Source organism: Nonomuraea sp. NPDC049419, assembly GCF_040676995.1.
GTDB lineage: Bacteria > Actinomycetota > Actinomycetes > Streptosporangiales > Streptosporangiaceae > Nonomuraea > Nonomuraea salmonea.
On the sequence record NZ_JBFAQB010000018.1, the window covers coordinates 48,182 to 65,077 of the forward strand.

Below are 16,896 nucleotides of genomic sequence, written 5' to 3' on the forward strand. Positions count from 1 at the left end.
GGATAATGGTCAACGATTCTTGACCATTGCGCAAGTCGTTCAGCCCGGTGATTTCGGCGCCACCCCGGCGGAGTTACCGCCATCCCCGCTTCGACCTGCTGTTTCCGCCTGGCGAATGGCACGACAGGCGGGTCCGGTGCGGCAAGCTGGACAGATGCGCATCGAGCCGCCGGACGTGCCGGCGCTGGAGCGGGGCGTGGCGGTGCTGGGCTCCGGCGGCGGCGGGGACACCCGTACCGCCGCGCTGCTGCTGCGCCGCCGCCTGGTCGCGGGCGCGGAGGTCGTCGTGCACGCCCTGGAGGCGCTGCCGCCGCAGGCGTACGTCGTGCCGGTGGGGGTCGTCGGGGCGACGCCGGTGTTCAACGAGAAGCTGCCGGGCGGGCAGGAGTTCGCCGCCGCCGTGGCCGCGGTCGAGCGGTGGACCGGCGTGCGGGCGGGCGCCGTCGCATCCCTGGAGATCGGCGGGCTGAACGGCATGCTGCCGCTGGCCTGGGACCTGGGCCTGCCGGTCGTGGACGCCGACCTGACCGGGCGCGGCGTGCCCCGGCTCGACCAGCTCTCGCTCAACGCCTGCGGCCGCCCGGTCACCCCCGTCGCGCTGGCCGAGCCGGGCGGGCAGGTGCTCGTGCAGGCCACCGGCACGGCGGCCGACCTGGAGCGCACGGTGCGGGCGTTCCTGCCGAGCGCGGGCGGCTGGGCGGCGCTGGCGCTGGCCCCGGTCCCGGCGTACGAGCTGGCCTGCTGCAGCGTCGTCGGGTCGGTGTCGGCGGCGCTGGAGCTGGGACGGCGGCTGCTCGCGCTCGGCGAGTCGCCCGCCCCCGGCCGGCTGGGTGAGGCGGGCGGGCGGGTGCTGGCGCTGGGCCGGGTGATCGAGGTGGTCCGCAGGCCGGGGCCGCGCCTGCACGGCCGCGCCGGGTTCTCGCGCGGTGGTGTCACGGTGGCCGATCACGCCACGGGGGCGCTGCTGCGGCTGGAGATGGAGAACGAATACCTGCTCGCGCTGCGCGACGGCCGGGTCGTCGCCTCGACGCCCGACGTGCTGGCGGTGCTCGACCGGCGCACCGTGACGCCGATCTCCGGCGACGCCGTGCGGGCGGGGATGGAGGTCATGGTGCTGCAGGTGCCGATCGCGCCGTTCTGGACGGATCCGGGGCGGATCGACTTGGTCGCGCCCCGCGCGTACGGGATCGACTGCGAGCCGGTGCTGCTGGGAGGCCGGACTGGACGCCACGGCACGGACCGTCCGCCCCCTCGCCGACCCCGGCGCCTACACCCCCGCCGGTTCTGGCGAGGTGGTGATGGTGAGCACGCCGGTCGAGCCGGGCGACTGGCGCCTGGACGCCCTGCTCCGCCGCGTGGTGGACGCGGAAGGGGCGGCGGTCCTGGTGACCGCGGCCAGCCGGACCGCGGATCGGCCGGCCGACGGAACTCCCGGCGAGACACGCGGCGGGACGGCCGGCGGGGCGGCGGCCGGCCGGATGGCCGGCGGGGTGGCCTACGGGACCTTGCGGTTGGCTGATCGGCTGGGGGTGCCCTTGCTCGGGGCCGCGGCCGACCCGCTCGACCTGCTGGTGGCGGCGCGGATGATGCTGGCGGAGCCGGAGATCGACCGGGCGCGGCTGGTGCTGTCGGCGCATCGCGCCTTCGACGAGCGGACCCTCGCGCCCGATGAGGTCGTGGCCCGGCTGGGCGAGCTGCTGAATGCGCCCGCCGCGCTGCTGGACGAGCGGGGCCGGCCGCTGGCCGGGCAGGTGCGTGAGCCGGAGGCGGTGCGGGCGCAGGAGGTGGTGCCGCAGCGGGTCCCGCTCGGCGACGGGGTGCTGCTGGCGCATCCCGCGGCGCTGCCGGGAGCGCCGCGTCCGGCGTTCTGGCTGGTGGTGGAGTTGCGGGGGACGGCGGCCGCGCGGGCGGACGTGGTGCCGGCGGCGTTGTCGGTGGCGGCCTCGGCGGTGCAGCGCTGGCTGCTCAGCCACCGGCTGGAGCTGGAACGGGACGCGCGCTCGCGTTCGGCGCTGCTGGGCGACCTGCTCCGGCTGGACGGCGAGCCGTCGGCGCAGCTGCGCAGGCGGGCGGCCGACGCGGGCTGGCAGCTCGGCGGCTGGCACGTCGGCCTGCGCATCGGGGCGCCGCCGGGGCTGGACACGGTGGCCTCCACGGCGCAGGTCACCCGCGTGCTGCGCGGCGAGGGCGTGGACGCGGTGGTCGTCGAGCACGGCGACGGCTGGACGGGGTGGACCACGTTCGCGCAGGAGCCCACCGCCGCCCGCGTGCACGCCCTCGCCGACACCCTGCGCGCCGCGAACCGGGCCCTGCGCCGCTCGGCCGGCGCCCACATGGGGGTGGGCCGCCCGCATCCCGGCACGACCGGCCTGATCAGCACGGTCGCGGAGGCCGCCGACGCCGCCCGGCTGGCCGCCACCCGTCCTGAGGCGGGCTTCTTCCTGCAGGTGGACCAGCTCGGGATGGCGCAGCTGCTGCTGGAGTGGGCGCGTACCGACACCTTCGAACCGGCCGCCCGCGCGCTGCTCGCGCCCCTGCACGACCAGCCGGGCGACCTCATCCGCACGCTGTCGGCCTACCTGGACGCCGAGTCGTCGATCGCGGAGACGGCGGCGGTGCTGGGGGTGCACCGCAACACGGTGGCCGCCCGCATCCAGCGGGTGGAGCGGCTGCTGGGCATCGACCTGCGCCACCGCGACGAACGCCTGGCCCTGCACCTGGCCTGCCGCACGCTCAGCCGGCCCGCCGGCTGAGCACCTCCCTCAGGCGGGCGGCGCCGGCGCGCGGATGCGTGAGGTCGCCGTTGTGGCCGCCCGTGCTGCCGGCGGGCGTCGCGAGCCGGGCGGCTCCGGCTCCGCCGGGCGTCCCCTGGACGGCTGGGCGGATGCTAAGCGTTTCTGGTCAGCGTGTAGGTGCGGGTGACGGCGGTGAGGTCGCCGTCCTCTCTCGTGGCGGCGACCAGATCCGCGGGCCGGGGAACGAAGCCGGGCACGGCGGGCAGGCCGTCGGTTTCCGAGATGACGGTGAGGCGGATCCGGTCCTGGCCCTGCGTCCGTACGGTGAACGTGGCGCCGCGGGCGGGGATGCCGCGCAAGCGGATCTCCGAGGGCCAGGTGCCGGTGCGCGTGCCGGTCACGGCCGCGGTGGCCGAGCCGAAGCGGCCGGCGGTGGCGGTGACGTGGGTGATCGGCTGGTCGAGGCGCAGGGTGACGGAGCGGGCGCCCTTGGCGGGGGTGACGTGGAGCTTGAGCGTGGTGCCGCGGTGCGCCAGGACGTCGGCTCGCGGGGCGCCGGCGGTGATGGCGGGTGCGGGGCCGGTGCGCAGGGCGCCGCGCGCGTAGCCGGGCGGGAGCGCCGAGGTGTCGCGGCCGGTCACGTAGCGGCTGGTCCAGGGGGCGGGGTCGGTGTCGGCGCTGACCCAGTGGGCGGTGCGGGTGCCGGCGTCCATGACGTACGCGAGGTGGGTGCGCCCGGGGTGGTCGGCGTCGAAGCCGTCCGCGGCGAGCCCGGTGGCCACCAGGGCGGCGGCGAGGACGACGGCGGTGAGGGGCACGGCCAGGACGGTGGCGCGCTTGGAGCGGGTGAGGAACAGGTCGGCGATCGGTACGGCGGTCAGCAGGAACAGGGCGAGCACGAGGGCGGGGACGCCCGCGAGCGAGAGTCCCATGCCGTCGAAGACGTCGCCGGCCAGCGCGGGCAGGAGCATGGCGGCGGTGGCGGGGCCGGCCAGGGCCAGGAGCATGCGTGACCAGCCGGGGGCGCGGCGCAGCAGGGCGGCGAGCCAGCCGAGGGCGCCGAGCAGGGCCGGGAGGGTGAACAGGAAGGCCGCTCCTGGGGCGAGCCAGGCGCAGAGCAGGCCGAGCGCGGCGAGCCAGAAAAGCGCGGCGATGGCGGTCGCGGCGCTGCCGAGGGCGCGGCGCAGGGCGAGGTGCCAGCCGAGGACTGCCGATGCGGACAGCGCGGCGACGGCCGCCTGGTAGGGGCGTGGATGGTGGAGGAGCCCGCCCATGAGGTCGTAGGCGGGCCGCCAGGTGGCGAGGAGCGCCCAGAGCCCTTGGGCGAGGGCGGCGGAGAGGATGAGCGGAAGGAGCGCCGAGACGGCGGCCACGAGGAGGCGCGGCAGGGTGAGCAGCCGCCGGGTGCGGGCCGGCAGGGCCAGGGCGGCGACCGCGACGACGGCGAGCACGGCCAGCGGCCAGGTGAGCTGCCCCGGGTAGGTGATCATGACGCCGAGGGCGCGGAAGTAGGTGGCGTCGTGGCCGGAGCCGAGGGTGCGCAGGTCGGTGCCGCCCAGGGCGCGGGTGAGGGCGAGCATGGTGGAGCCGTGGTGCTGGAGGCTGCCGGGGTTGAGGTTCGCGATGGTGTCGGTGGCGGTGTGGTAGTGCGAGGAGTTCTGGATGTAGGCGAAGTTCATGCCGGTGTAGCCGGCCCGCGTGAGCGGGGTGAAGTCGGTGTTGTTGGGCAGCAGCCGGTAGACCTGCACCATGGCGGAGCTGCCGCGCGGCGCGGGGGCGGCGCCGGCGAAGGTGTCGACGAGGCGGGCGTTGCCGGGCGTGGTCTCGAACATCAGGGACGGGCCGCCGGTGCCGCGGGCCTCCCAGTTGAGCAGGACGCCGCCCGCCTTGCCGAGCGGGTGTTCGCGGACGAAGGCCTCGGCGCCGAGCACGCCGTCCTCCTCGCCGTCGGTGATGAGCAGGACGACGTCGTTGCGTGGTCGAGGGCCGGTGCGCAGCGCGCGGACGGTCTCCAGCATGGCGGCCACGGCGGCGGCGTCGTCGGAGGCGCCCGGCCCCATGGCGGCGGAGTCGTAGTGGGCGGCGATGAGCACGGTGCCGGTGGAGCCGGTGCCGGGCAGGCGGGCGATGATGTTGTCGACCTGGCCGAACGTGGCCAGCCCCGCCGCGGAGCGGGCGCCGACGGCGTACTGGACCTCGACGTCCAGCCCTGCGGCGCGCAGCTGGGAGGTGAGGTGGTTCCTGGCTCTGGCGGAGGCGGCGCTGCCGATGGGGCGGGGTTCGGTCGCGAACTTCTCGAGGTGGGCACGGGCGCGTTCGGCGCTGAACCGGTCGGCCGGCGCACTGGCCGGCACGGGCTGCATGGTGCTGTCCGCCATGGCCGTCAGCGCGATCACCGCGGCGAGGACGAGGAGGGCGGCGATCCCGGCCACACGTGGCCGTGGCGCGTCGAACAACGTTCCGATCATGGTGAGGAACGGTAGGCCGGGGCCCTCGCCTGGCGGAATGAGGTGCCTACCCGGGCCGGCCTGTGGTTTTCCGCAGGGCCGACCGGGTCAGGCGGTCGGCGAGTGCGACGACGAGGTCGCGGAGCTCGGCGGGCTGCTCGACGGCGAAGGGCAGGTCGAGCGCGGCCAGGACGGGAGGCAACTGGTCGAGGTGGTCGGCGTGGAGCTCGACGCGGGACCAGCCGTCCTGCGGGGAATCGGTGACGAGGGCGAAGCCGGGCGGCAGGCGGGTGTGGATCTGGGCGGCGGTGCCCTGGATGTGCAGGATGACGTGGTGCCGGTGAGGGGCGGTGGCGAGCCTGGTGAGCAGGTCTTGGGCCGGGTCCTGGAGGCCGGCGGGCGGGGTGAAGGTGCCGGGCCGGGTGGTGGCCTGGGTGATGCGGTCGAGGCGGAACGTGCGCTCTTCGCCGATGGCGGGGTCGGTGCCGGTGACGTACCACTTGCGGTTGTGGGTGACGAGGCCGTGCGGGTGGAAGGTGCGTTCGCTGCGGTGGCCGTCGGCGGCGATGTAGCGGATGGTGACAGGGCGGTGGTGGCTGACGGCGTCGGCCACAGTGAGCAGGACCCCGGTGTCGGGTGCTGTGTCGGGTGCGGCGGCGGGCCGGGCCGGGGTGGTGAAGGCGAGGGTGCCGAGGAGGGTGTCGAGCCGGTCGGCGAGGCGTCTGGGCAGGACGCGGCGGATCTTGGCGGTGGCGGTCTCCGAGGCCGTGCCGGTGCCCTGCGCGGTGATGAGGCCGAGCAGGACAGCGAGAGCCTCGTCGTCGGTGAGCATGAGGGGCGGCAGGCGGTAGCCGGGGGTGAGGCGGTAGCCGCCGTGGCGGCCGCGTACGGACTCGACCGGGATGTCGAGGTCGATGAGGTGGTCGATGTAGCGGCGCACGGTGCGTTCGTTGACGCCGAGGCGGTCGGCCAGCTCGGTGACGGTGCGGGTGCCGCCCGCCTGGAGGAGCTCCAGGAGGGTGAGGACGCGGGTGGTGGGTCGCGGCATGTTCTCCAGTCTGCTGCAGATACCGGGCGGATTCTGCCCGGTATCGGGTCTAGCTTGTAGGGCGTTCGCGATCGACTGATCAGCAGGGAGTTGTCATGGATTTCATCTCGACCCGGATCATCACCGCCGACGTGGCGCGGCTGGTGGGTTTCTACGAGCACGTCACAGGGGTGCGGGCGGCGTGGGCGAACGAGGACTTCGCGGAGCTCAGGACGGCCACGGGGACGCTGGCGATCGGCGGGGTGCCTACGGTCGCGTTGTTCGCGCCCGACTCGGCGCGCCCGGCCGAGAACCGCAGCGTCATCGTCGAGTTCCTGGTGGACGACGTGGATGCGACGTTCAAGGGCCTGCCTGAGGAGGCCGACGTGGTGAACGAGCCGAAGACGATGCCGTGGGGCAACCGTTCGCTGCTGGTGCGCGACCCCGACGGCAACCTGGTGAACTTCTTCACCCCGGTCACCGACGCCGCCCGGCAGCGGTTCGGCCGGTAGCGCCGCAACGAGGCGCGGATGAAGACGTTCCTGGAGGAGGCCGGTCATCCCGACCGGCTGCTCGGCCTCATCGCCGACGCCGCCGACTGGCAGGACACCCGGCGGGCGGTGGCCGCGACCGTGGAGCGGTTCGGCGCGCTGCACGGCGCGGTGGCCAACGCCGCGTTCACCTCGGCCGACCACGTGCGCGGCGGCCGCGTCCCGCTCGCCGAGGGCGACCCCGAGCTGTGGCCGCCCATGGTGCTCACCAACGTGCTCGGCCCCGCCCTGCTGGCCAGAGCCGCCCTGACCCACCTGGAGGCGAGCCGAGGGCGGCTGGTGCTGGTCGGCAGCGTGGTCGGGGTGAAGAACAGCCCGGGCAACCTCTGCTCGGCCACCAAGTGGGCGGTGACCGGGCCGGCGGAGAACCTGCGCCTGCACGCCACCCACCGCGGCGTCGGCGTCACCCTGGTCAACCCCGGCATCATCGACACGCCGTTCTGGATGGACGGCGAGGTGCCGCCGTTCGCACTGCCGCCCGGCCCGGTGGCCGAGGCGATCTGCCACGCGCTCGGCCAGCCGGACGGAGTGGACCTCAACACGATCACCGTCCGGCCGATCGGCCAGCCGGCGTGATCAGCTCACGCCAGTTCCCCACCTCCTGCGCGGTCAGGGCGCGGGCGATGATCGCGGCCCGGTCGACGCCGCCGGTCAGGCGCTGGCCGCCGTTCTGGTCGGCGCCGAACCGCAGCGGCCTGGCGGTGCAGCCGGCGATGCCGCCGGAGGTGACCTGGCCGGTGGCGGCGCGCTCGCCGTCCAGGTAGAGGGTCAGCGCGCCGGTGCGGTCCAAGGTGACCACCACGTCCAGCCAGCGGCCGGTGGGCAGGGCCGCGTCCAGGGTGACGCCGGCGCCCGCGCCGATGAAGCGGACCTTGCCGTCGGGGGTGAGGTCGATGAGCACGCCGTCGGTGCCCGGGTCGCCGGACGGCTGCGAGTCGAACAACCGCCGGTAGCCGCTGCCGGCCACCTTCACCTCGGCGGCGAAGGTGGCCTCGCGCAGCAGGCCGAGCGTGGTGGGCCCGGTGGTCAGGTAGGTGCTCCCGTCCAGCAGCAGGCCGCTGCCCGACGGGGCGGCGGCGTCGTAGGACGGGTCCCCGCCGGTGAGGGTGGCATGGCGGCCGTTGCCCGAGGTGTCCTCGACGGTGGCGCCCTCCCGGGGATCCCAGGCCACCACGGTCGAGCCGGCGGGAGCCGGGGCGCAGGGGTCGAGGGCGAGGACGGCCGTGGCGGCGCCCTTCCACGAGCCGCCGGTGACCGTCGCGGACAGCACGGCCGTGCGGCCGCCGTCGGCGGGGCCCGGGGTGACGGTGAACGCGGCGGCCCGCTTCCCGCCGGCCGGCACGCCAGGCAGGCGGCGGGTGGCCGGCGTGACCGTCCAGCCGCTCGGGGCGGTCAGCGCGACCTCGGCGGCCGGCACGGCCCGCCGCCCCGGCGCCCGCACGCGCACCTCGGCCTCGAAGGCGACGCCGGGCTGGGCGGAGGCGGGCGCCTCCAGGGAGACGGCCGCCTCGTTGCGCAGTGTGTAGCTCTGCCCCGCGCGGACGTCGAAGGTCAGGGTGTCGCCGTCGCGGCGGGCGTTCACCGCGCGGCCACGCCCGTCCACCAGCCGGTAGCGGCCCTCGACGACGGCGCTCTTGAGCTTCAGCCGGCCGGTCCTGCCCGGATGCAGGGTGACCGTGGCCGGGGCGCCGCCGGACCAGGTGGCGTCCACGGTGACGTCGCCGCGGGCGCGCAGGCCGCGTACCGAGCCGTCCTTCCACGCCGACGGCAGCGCGGGCAGGACGTGCAGCACGTCGTGCTGGCTCTGCAGCAGCATCTCGGCCATGCCCGAGGTGGCGCCGAAGTTGCCGTCGATCTGGAACGGCGGGTGGGTGTCCCACAGGTTGTCCAGCGTGGAGCCCTTCAGCTGCTCGGCCAGCATGGTGTGGGCGTGGTCGCCGTCCAGCAGCCGCGCCCAGAAGTTGATCTTCCAGGCTTTCGACCAGCCGGTGCCGCCGTCGCCGCGCGCCTTGAGCGACACCTTGGCCGCCTCGGCCTCCTTCGAGCCCGGCTTGATGCCGTTGCCGGGGTGCAGCGCGTACAGGTGCGAGACGTGCCGGTGGGTGTCGGTGGGGGAGTCCCAGTCGCTCTTCCACTCCTGCAACTGGCCCCACGAGCCGATGCGCAGGCCCGGGTCGAGCTTCTTCAGCGCGGCGCGCGCCCTGGCCCGAAACTCCTCGTCCACGCCGAGCTTCCCGGCGGCGGCCACGGCGTTGCCGAGCACCTCGCCGACGATCTGCTGCGACATCGCGGCGCCCGCGGAGAAGTCGCCGTGCTCGGGGGAGTAGCTGGGGGAGACCACCAGGCTGCCGTCGCGCGGGTCGGTGTGCAGGAAGTCCAGCCAGAACTCCGCCGCCCCCTTGATCACCGGGTACGCCCGCTCGCGCAGGTAGGTCACGTCGCCGGTGAAGCGGTAGGTGTCGTACAGGTGCTGGGTGGTCCAGGCGGCGGCCTCGGGGAACCAGAACGCGGTCGCCCAGTCGTGCACCCCGGTGAAGCCGAACGGGTTGGTCTCGTTGCCCACCACCCAGCCGCCCGCCCCGTAGATGCTGCGGGCGCTCTCGCGGCCGGGCGGCATCAGCGCGGTGATGTAGCGGTCGTACGGTGCGGTCGTCTCGTGCAGGTTGGTCTGCTCGGCGAGCCAGTAGTTCATCTGCAGGTTGATGTTGACGTGGTAGTCGGCCGACCAGGGCGGGCTGGTGGAGTGGTTCCACACGCCCTGCAGGTTGGCGGGCAGCACGTCGTTCTCGCGGGAGGAGGAGATGAGCAGGTAGCGGCCGTAGGCGAAGAACAGCTTCTCCAGCGCCCGGTCGGCGGGGCCGGCGCCGCCGGTGTAGTTCCTGCGCAGCTCGTCGGTCGGTACGGCCGGCATCGTCCCGCCGAGGTCGAGGCGGACCCGGTCGAACAGGGCGCGGTAGTCGGCGACGTGGGCGCGGCGCAGCCGGGCGTACCCCGCGCCGGCGGCCTCGGCCGCGGCCTTGTCCACGGCCGCGGTCACCCGCTCGTGCGGGTCCTCGCCGCGGTAGGAGGGGTAGGTGCCGGCGTAGTCGGTGCCGGCCGACAGCACCAGCACCGCGCTGTCGGCGCCCTCGACCCGTACGGCGTCGCCCTGGTCGCTGCGGGTGCCGCCGGTCGTGATCACCTGCACCTGCGCCTCGAAACGCATGCCGTTGTCCACCAGCCGCCCCCGGATGGTGAGCCGGCCGCCCGCGGCGGTGACGGTCTTGTCGTCGCGCGGCGAGGTGTGGCGCAGCGTGAACGACACCTGGCCGGGCCGGTCGGCGCCCAGCCGGGCGACGATGACGTTGCCGGGGTTGGAGGCGAAGTACTCGCGCTCGTGCCGGACACCGCCCGCGGTGTAGGCGACGCGGGCCACCGCCTCGGACAGGTCGAGCTCGCGCCGGTAGCCGCTCGCCTCGGCGGCGGGCAGGTCGAGGGGCAGGTCGAGGTGCAGGTCGCCGAAGGTCTGGTAGGCGCCGAAGCCGGTCTTGCGCTGGCCGAGCTTGGCGGCGACCTGCTCGGGGGACATCTTCCCCTCGCGGTCGATCTGCTCCTGGACCTCGGCGATCGCGCCCGGGCGCGGGCCGGCCCAGTTGCCGAAGTCGTAGCCGGGCGAGCCGGGGCCGCCGGTCCACAGCGTCTTCTCGTTGAACTGGATGCGCTCCGACGACACCCCGCCGAAGATCATCGCGCCCAGGGGGCCGTTGCCGATGGGCAGCGCCTGGGTCTCCCAGTCGGTGGCGGGCTCGTCGTACCAGAGAGTCAAGTCATCGGGTGCCTGCATGGTGCTCACTTCGGGTGCGGGGCCGGCGTGCGCGGCCGGCGGCACTGCCTGTGGCCACAGCAGCAGCGACAACGCGGTGACGAGTGCCGTGGCGTGTCGTCGTAACGGGGGGTGTGCCACGCGGGGTCCTCCGATCACATGCGGGCTTCCCCGAAGAGATAACACCGGTAACGCGGCCGTTACAAGGGCGGCATCCGATGTTTTCGCCCACGCACGCCCCGGCGCGGCGCAATGACCTGCGCGGTTGTCTGGACACCCACTGAAGAGATCCGATGTCAGCGCAGGTCGGTCAGGAGGGCGTCGAGGGCCTCGCGGAGGGCGGTGGCGTTGGCTTGGGAGAACCACGTCGTGCGGATGCGCTCATTCGTGCCGCCCGGCGTCTCGTGGTCGGCGGCCAGCCGCTCGAGCGAGCGGGTCTCGTCGGACAGGGAGCGGCCGAGGTCGGCGAACAGGCCCCGTACGTAGCGCTCCGCCTGATCGGGCGCGATGCCGTGGCCGGCCGCCCAGGAGCTGAGCGTGGCCAGGTAGGCGTAGTGGGTGGTGAGGGTGGACGTCAGCGCGGAGAAGACGTTGAAGGCGTCCTCGTCGCCCACCGGCAGCGCCCCGCCCAGCCGGTCGAACAGCGCGTCGGCCACCGGGTGCGGCGGGCAGGTCACCGTGACCGAGCGGCGCTCGCGTACGGGAGGCAGTGGGATGGCGCGCACCAGCGGCGCGTCGGTGGCGAGCAGGCGGCGCAGCTCGGCGAGGGAGACGCCGGCCATCAGGCTGACGACGACGGTGCCGGCGGCTACGGCCAGGCCGGCCAGGGCCTGCCGGTCCTGGGGGCGCACCGCGACGATCAGCACGTCGCAGCCGCCGGCCACCTCCTGGTTGCCGCCGCACACCCGGACGGTGCCGTAGCGGGCGGCCAGTTCGGCGGCCGTGGCCGCGCCGCGCGGTGACAGCAGCACCTCGGGCGGCGGGCCGTCCCCCTCCAGCAGGCCGGTGACGATGGACCGGGCGATCTCGCCGACGCCGATGATGCCGATGCGCACTACTCCTGCTCCTTGCGGTACGGGGGTGATGGGGGTGAGGACCATCATCGCGTACCGCTCGGCCGGAATCAGTCGTCGTCGGTGAAGACCACCTCGCGGCGGCGGCGGATCGCCGGCAGCACCGCCACCACCAGCGCCAGCACCGTCAGGGCGAGCAGAGTCGCCGAGATCGGCCGGGTCACGAACACCGACGCGTCGCCGCGCGAGATGATCAGCGCGCGGCGCAGGTTCTCCTCCAGCAGCGGGCCGAGCACGAAGCCGAGCAGCAGCGGCGCCGGCTCGCAGCCGCACTTGATGAGGACGTAGCCGAGCAGCCCGAACAGCACGATCGCGTACACGTCGAAGGCGTTGAAGCCCAGCGAGTACGTCCCGATCGCCGCGAACAGCACGATCATCGGGAACAGCACCTGGTACGGGATCCGCAACATCCGCACCCACATGCCGATCAGCGGCAGGTTCAGCAGCACCAGCAGCACGTTGCCGATCCACATCGAGGCGATCAGCCCCCAGAACAGCGCCGGCTCCTCGACGATGACGTTCGGGCCCGGCGTGATGCCGTGCACGATGAACGCCCCCACCATCAGCGCCATCACCGGATGGGCGGGCAGCCCCAGCGTCAGCAGCGGGATGAACGAGGTCTGCGCGGCGGCGTTGTTGGCCGACTCGGGCCCCGCCACGCCCTCGATGGCGCCGTGCCCGAACTCCTCCCGCCGCCGCGAGATCCGCTTCTCCACCGCATAAGAGGTGAAGGAGGCCAGCACGTGACCGCCGCCGGGCAGCACGCCGAGCGCCGAGCCCAGGCCGGTGCCGCGCAGGATCGGGCCGGCGATGCGCCGCCAGTCCTCCCGGGTCGGCCACAGGTGCCGCACCCGCGACACGATCGCGGTGCGGGCCTGCCCGCTCTCCAGGTTGCGCAGGATCTCGGCCACGCCGAACATGCCGACGGCCACCGAGACGAAGTCGATCCCTCCGTACAGCTCACGCTGGCCGAGCACGAACCGCGGGGTGCCGGTGTAGAGGTCCTGGCCGACCGTGCCCAGCAGAACGCCGAGCGCGATCATCGCCAGCGCCTTGAGCGCGGTGCCGCGGGCCAGCGCGATCGAGACGATGAGGCCGAGCAGCACCAGCGAGAAGTACTCCGCGGGCCCGAACTGCAGCGCCACCCTGGCCAGCGGCGGCGCGGCGACGGCCAGCACGACGGTGGCGACCGTGCCGGCGATGAACGACCCGATCGCGGCCGTGGCCAGCGCCGGGCCGGCGCGGCCCTGCCGGGCCATCTCGTGGCCGTCGAGCGCGGTGACCGCCGCCGACGACTCGCCGGGCAGGTTGATGAGGATGGCGGTGGTCGAGCCGCCGTACTGGGCGCCGTAATAGATGCCGGCCAGCATGATCAGCGCGGTGACCGGCTCGAACGTGAACGTGATCGGCAGCAGCATCGCCACCGTCGCCGTCGGCCCGATGCCGGGCAGCACGCCGACGGCGGTGCCGAGCAGCACGCCGACGAAGCAGTAGAGGACGTTCTGGATGAGGAGGGCCGTGGAGAAGCCCAGCGCGAGATTGTCGAGAAGGTCCATACCCCAAGATCCGGTTGCGCGTCAGGCGCCCAGCCACGGGCCCACGAGCGGGATCCGCAGCTGCAGTCCGACGACGAAGATGAGGGTGGCGGCCACCGTCAGGCCGGCCGCCACCGCGACGGCCGTCAGCAGCCGTACGCGGCCGGCCAGCGTGGTCAGCAGCGCGGTCACCGCCGCCGTGGGCACGAAGCCGAGCCCGCGTACGGTGAAGCCGAAGAACACCAGCGCGATCGTGATGGCGGCGATGGCCCGCCACGGCACGCCGCCGAAGGTGATCACCTCGCCCGCGATCAGGCCCTTGACCACGATCGCCAGGCCGAGCCCGGCCACGATGACGCCGACCAGCAGCGGGAAGGCGCCGGGCCCCATCCGCAGCGGGCTGCCCAGCTCGTAGCCGAGCGCGCCCGCCGCGAACACGGCGCCGATGACGACGAAGATCGCGCCGGCCAGGACGTCCGGCCAGGAGCGTCGTGCCCGCATGCTCAGCCGGCCTTGACGCCCGCGTCGGCGATGACCTTGGCCCAGGTGCCGAGCTGCTCCTGCAGCTTCGTCCTGTGCGCCTCGGGGGTGGCGGCCTCGGCGGGGACGGGCGCGGTGCCGAGCTTGGCCATCTGGTCGATGACCTTCTGGTCGGCCAGCGCCGTCTTCAACGCCTCCGACAGCTTGCTCACCACGTCGGGCGGGGTGCCCTTGGGGACGTAGAGGCCGTGCCAGACGCTGACCTGCAGCTGCGGCAGCCCGGCCTCGGTCGTGGTGGGCACGTCCGGCAGGCTGCCGACCCGCTCGGGGGTGGTGACGGCGTACACCTTCACCTCTTTGGCGGAGATCTGGCCGCTGGTGTTGGTGGTCTGGTCGCACATGAAGTCGACCTGCCCGCCGACCAGGTCGGTCAGCGCCGGGCCGGTGCCCTCGTACGGGACCTCCTGCAGCTTGACGCCCGCGGCCGTCTGGAACAGCAGCCCGCACAGGTGGGAGGCGGCGCCGATGCCGGCGTTGGCCAGCGTCACCTTGCTCGCGTTGGCCTTCACGTACGTCACCAGGTCCTGCAGCGTGGCGGGCTCGAAGTCCTTGCGCGCCACCACCGTCATCGGCACCTCGGTGACCAGGCCGACCATCTCGAAGCTCTCCAGCGGCTGGTAGCCGAGATCCTGGTAGAGGGCGGGCGCGGTGGACATGCCGATGTGGTGCATGAGCACGGTGTAGCCGTCGGGTTCGGCCCGCGCCACCTCGCCCGCGCCGACCGTGCCGCCGGCGCCCTCCACGTTCTGCACGACGATCTTGCCGCCGAGCTTGGCGCCCATCGGTTCGGCGATCATGCGGGTGACGGTGTCGGTCGGCCCGCCCGCGCTGAACGGCACCACGAACGTGATCGTGCGGTCGGGGTAGGCACCGCCGCCGCTCGCCGTGCCGCCCGTGCCTCCCGCGCCGCCGTTCCCGGCGCAGGCGGAGACGAGCGCCGCCGCGCCGATCACCGCGATCGCCCGCGCGGCGGTCCGGTACCTGCTGGTCCATGTCATATCGCGACCTCCTCGTCAGCGCATGCCCGTGGGTCGTGTGCGTGCGCGGCCCCGCAGACTCTGCGAGGACGCGTCCAGGGGGTGGAGAGGAATGGTTTCTTGAATGCGCCGGATGGGAGAAGAATCGCAAGATTAACGGTTCAACACAAGCGTTGATTTAGGACGTGCCGTGAGCCGGCGGCAGCGCCTTGACGGCGACATCATCCCCGGCGGCGCCCGGCCAGGCAATACGGGACGTGAAACGATCCGGAAACGACTTCCCGCGCTGTCGGCACGGGATTGTGCGGTGCCGCGAACTCTGACAGGCTGCCGAAAGACGCCGACCCGTGGCCGCCTTTCGCCCCGGGGCCAGAAGGGGGACGCAAGAGCCATGCCGCGCCCGTACGAAGCCGAGCCCGCAGCGCCGGCCGGGCCCGCGCCGCGGCGGGTCGGCGGCCTGCTGGCCGCCTACGTCGTCGCCCACGGCATCCTCATCGTGCACGGGCTCGGGCTGGCGCTGGCCGCCGTCATCGTCAACGCCAACCCCGCGCTCGGCGGCCTCAGCGAGCCCGCGCCGTGGGGCTCCATCATCTTCTACGTCGTCAGCAACGTCTTCCTCGCCGCATACAGCGTCGTGGTGATGCGGCTCATCCTCAACAAACGCAAGTCCGCCGTGGTCAACAACGCCGTCTGGGCCATTTCCACGGTCGTCTTCCTGCTCATCTGGTATTTCCTCGGCATGAAGTCACCGCTCGGCGTCGTCATCGATTCGCTGCCCGGCCTCGTCGGCATGGCCTATCTCGCGCGGTCGCGCCGGGTGAAAGAAACCCTCGTCCTTTCCTGAGCCCGGCCCCCCGGAAAACGCGTTGCCCCCGTTCAGGGCCGGATCGTAGGGTTGTGCGCTCGTGGTCACAGTGATGGAACGCGTGCTGCCCGCACGCCTCGGCACAGGTTTTCGATGGTTGCTGGCCTCGAGCTGGCTGACGAATCTCGGCGACGGGCTCGCCGCCGCGGCCGGGCCGCTGCTGATCGCCACGCTCACCCGTGACCCGCTGCTCATCTCGCTGTCGGCCCTGGTCAGCTGGGCGCCGCCGCTGCTGTTCGGCCTGTACGCGGGCGTGCTGTCCGACCGGCACGACCGGCGCACGATCGTCCTCGCCGCCAACGCCGCCCGCGCGGTGGTGCTGGCCGTGCTCGTCGTGTTGCTGCTGACCGGCACCCTCACCGTGACGACGGCGCTCATCGCGCTCGCTTTGCGGTCGGTCGCCGAGGTGTTCGCCGACAACGCCACCTCCACGCTGACGCCCATGCTGGTCGCCCGCGACGACCTGACCGTCGCCAACGCCCGCCTGGGCACCGGGTTCATCACGCTCAACCAGCTCGCCGGGCCGCCCGTCGGCGCGGCGCTGATCGGGCTCGGCCTGACCTGGCCGTTCGCCGGGCAGCTGCTGCTGGTGCTGGGCGGCATGGTGCTGGTCGCGCGGGTCACGCTGCCACCTCACGGCCGCCGCACGCTCGATGCCGCAACAGGCCCCGACCCCGCCGCCGACCCCGCCGCCGGGTCCGGGGGCGGGGTCGGCGGCGGCGTCGTGCGCGAGCTCCTCGACGCCTTCCGGTGGACGATCAGGCACGCCGCCGTCCGCACCCTCGCGCTCACCATCCTGATCTTCAACTTCACCTTCGGCGCCGCCTGGTCCGTGCTCGTCCTCTACACCCAGGAGCAGCTCGGCCTCGGCCCCATCGGCTTCGGCCTGATGACCACCATCAGCGGGATCGGCGGCCTCATCGGCACCAGCCTGTACGGCGCCATCACCCGCAGGGTGAGCCTCGGCGCGCTGATGCGGATCGGGCTGGTCATCGAGACCCTCACCCACCTCGGCCTGGCCCTGACCCACTCGCCGTGGGTCGCCGGCGGCATCTTCCTCGTCTTCGGCGCGCACGCCTTCATCTGGGGCACCACGTCGGTCACCGTCCGCCAGCGCGCCGTCCCCCAGGAGCTGCAGGGCCGGGTGGGCAGCGTCAACACCATCTGCGTCTACTTCGGCCTGGTCGTCGGCTCGCTCATCGGCGGCACCCTGGCCACTCACCTGGGGGTGGCGGCGCCGTTCTGGTTCGCCTTCGCCGGGTCGGCGGCGTTCGTGGTGCTGCTGTGGCGGCAGCTCCTGCACATCGCCCACGACTGAGCGGACGGGCGTGTTCTCAAGCGTGT

At 73.7% G+C, this 16,896-nt stretch carries 12 protein-coding genes and 1 pseudogene; 6 read left to right on the forward strand and 7 right to left on the reverse strand.

The genetic code is table 11. The features are described 5' to 3' along the window. Nucleotides 1-154 precede the first annotated feature (154 nt). Together AB0K12_RS36930 and AB0K12_RS36935 are read left to right on the forward strand one after the other, a co-directional pair. Entirely contained in the window at nucleotides 155-1,519 is a 1,365-nt protein-coding gene (locus AB0K12_RS36930) for a DUF917 domain-containing protein (RefSeq protein WP_364571793.1), read from the forward strand. Further along, nucleotides 1,512-2,753, forward strand: coding sequence for a helix-turn-helix domain-containing protein (locus AB0K12_RS36935; RefSeq protein WP_364571795.1), 1,242 nt, complete (start codon nucleotides 1,512-1,514; stop codon nucleotides 2,751-2,753). Before AB0K12_RS36930 ends, AB0K12_RS36935 begins: the two co-directional genes overlap by 8 nt. Before the next feature lie 134 nt (nucleotides 2,754-2,887). Here AB0K12_RS36935 and AB0K12_RS36940 read toward each other — a convergent pair whose 3' ends face one another. Together AB0K12_RS36940 and AB0K12_RS36945 are read right to left on the reverse strand one after the other, a co-directional pair. Further along, nucleotides 2,888-5,203, reverse strand: a complete 2,316-nt coding sequence (locus tag AB0K12_RS36940; protein ID WP_364571797.1) for a M20/M25/M40 family metallo-hydrolase — start codon at nucleotides 5,201-5,203, stop codon at nucleotides 2,888-2,890. Between the two features lie 46 nt (nucleotides 5,204-5,249). Beyond that, nucleotides 5,250-6,230 carry a YafY family protein gene (locus AB0K12_RS36945; protein ID WP_364571799.1) on the reverse strand — a complete coding sequence of 327 codons (981 nt, stop codon included), beginning with the start codon at nucleotides 6,228-6,230 and terminating at the stop codon, nucleotides 5,250-5,252. A gap of 95 nt (nucleotides 6,231-6,325) precedes the next feature. Between AB0K12_RS36945 and AB0K12_RS36950 the strand changes: the two genes are divergently transcribed. Beyond that, on the forward strand, nucleotides 6,326-6,721 hold the full coding sequence (locus AB0K12_RS36950; protein WP_364571801.1) for a VOC family protein: 396 nt from the start codon (nucleotides 6,326-6,328) through the stop codon (nucleotides 6,719-6,721). Nucleotides 6,722-6,736: 15 nt separating this feature from the next. Beyond that, nucleotides 6,737-7,336: pseudogene (locus AB0K12_RS36955) on the forward strand (SDR family NAD(P)-dependent oxidoreductase); the annotation flags it as partial. Here AB0K12_RS36955 and AB0K12_RS36960 read toward each other — a convergent pair. The 5 genes from AB0K12_RS36960 to AB0K12_RS36980 all read right to left on the reverse strand — a co-directional run bounded on the left by AB0K12_RS36960 (nucleotide 7,305) and on the right by AB0K12_RS36980 (nucleotide 14,708). Further along, on the reverse strand, nucleotides 7,305-10,703 hold the full coding sequence (locus AB0K12_RS36960) for a glycoside hydrolase N-terminal domain-containing protein (RefSeq protein ID WP_364571803.1): 3,399 nt from the start codon (nucleotides 10,701-10,703) through the stop codon (nucleotides 7,305-7,307). The pseudogene AB0K12_RS36955 and the gene AB0K12_RS36960 overlap by 32 nt on opposite strands. A gap of 155 nt (nucleotides 10,704-10,858) precedes the next feature. Continuing rightward, nucleotides 10,859-11,617: an NAD(P)-binding domain-containing protein gene (locus AB0K12_RS36965; protein WP_364571805.1), complete on the reverse strand. Its 759-nt coding sequence runs from the start codon at nucleotides 11,615-11,617 to the stop codon at nucleotides 10,859-10,861. A 68-nt stretch (nucleotides 11,618-11,685) separates the two neighbouring features. Continuing rightward, nucleotides 11,686-13,191, reverse strand: a complete 1,506-nt coding sequence (locus AB0K12_RS36970; RefSeq protein WP_364374806.1) for a tripartite tricarboxylate transporter permease — start codon at nucleotides 13,189-13,191, stop codon at nucleotides 11,686-11,688. A 21-nt stretch (nucleotides 13,192-13,212) separates the two neighbouring features. After that, nucleotides 13,213-13,671, reverse strand: a complete 459-nt coding sequence (locus AB0K12_RS36975; protein WP_364571808.1) for a tripartite tricarboxylate transporter TctB family protein — start codon at nucleotides 13,669-13,671, stop codon at nucleotides 13,213-13,215. 2 nt (nucleotides 13,672-13,673) lie between these two features. Next, nucleotides 13,674-14,708 carry a tripartite tricarboxylate transporter substrate-binding protein gene (locus AB0K12_RS36980; RefSeq protein WP_364571810.1) on the reverse strand — a complete coding sequence of 345 codons (1,035 nt, stop codon included), beginning with the start codon at nucleotides 14,706-14,708 and terminating at the stop codon, nucleotides 13,674-13,676. A gap of 370 nt (nucleotides 14,709-15,078) precedes the next feature. Between AB0K12_RS36980 and AB0K12_RS36985 the strand changes: the two genes are divergently transcribed. After that, entirely contained in the window at nucleotides 15,079-15,531 is a 453-nt protein-coding gene (locus AB0K12_RS36985; protein WP_364571812.1) for a hypothetical protein, read from the forward strand. A gap of 61 nt (nucleotides 15,532-15,592) precedes the next feature. Beyond that, complete coding sequence (locus tag AB0K12_RS36990; RefSeq protein WP_364571814.1) at nucleotides 15,593-16,870, forward strand: MFS transporter; 1,278 nt, start codon at nucleotides 15,593-15,595, stop codon at nucleotides 16,868-16,870. Nucleotides 16,871-16,896: the final 26 nt, after the last annotated feature.